At 62.1% G+C, this 393-nt stretch carries 1 protein-coding gene; it reads left to right on the plus strand.

Annotated features, from left to right (window positions below; all coding sequences use genetic code 11):
- Nucleotides 1-178 precede the first annotated feature (178 nt).
- A partial coding sequence (locus KJQ96_RS38830; protein WP_213291202.1) for a hypothetical protein occupies nucleotides 179-393 on the plus strand: 215 nt, incomplete at its 3' end.

Here is a 393-nt window from a genome sequence, read left to right on the forward strand (position 1 = left end):
ATGCTGCGGGCGAAGACTGGGACGCGGCGTGGGGTCACACGCGAAAGGGATGAGCGGGCTCGTCCTGCCCGGATCAAGGCGACGTTTACCATTGCGTCCGCCATTCCCGACCATCTTTTAAGCCTTGTTTAGGGGCGGCTCGATACCGTGCTGGCAATTGCCGGTGCCGGAGATATCGATGTCGCTCTTCCAAGCTTCGGACCGGGTATCGCCTGCAGTCGATCCGCAGGCTGCCAGCGTCCGGCTGATGCCGTTGCTCTACGGGCTGACGCTGTTCGTCTCGGCGCTGCTTCTCTTCTCGATCCAGCCGATGTTTGCAAAGATGGTGCTGCCGAAGCTCGGCGGCGCGCCGGCCGTGTGGTCGGTTGCGATGGTGTTCTTTCAAACCGTGCT

The organism is Bradyrhizobium sp. sGM-13, assembly GCF_018398875.1.
Lineage (GTDB): Bacteria > Pseudomonadota > Alphaproteobacteria > Rhizobiales > Xanthobacteraceae > Bradyrhizobium.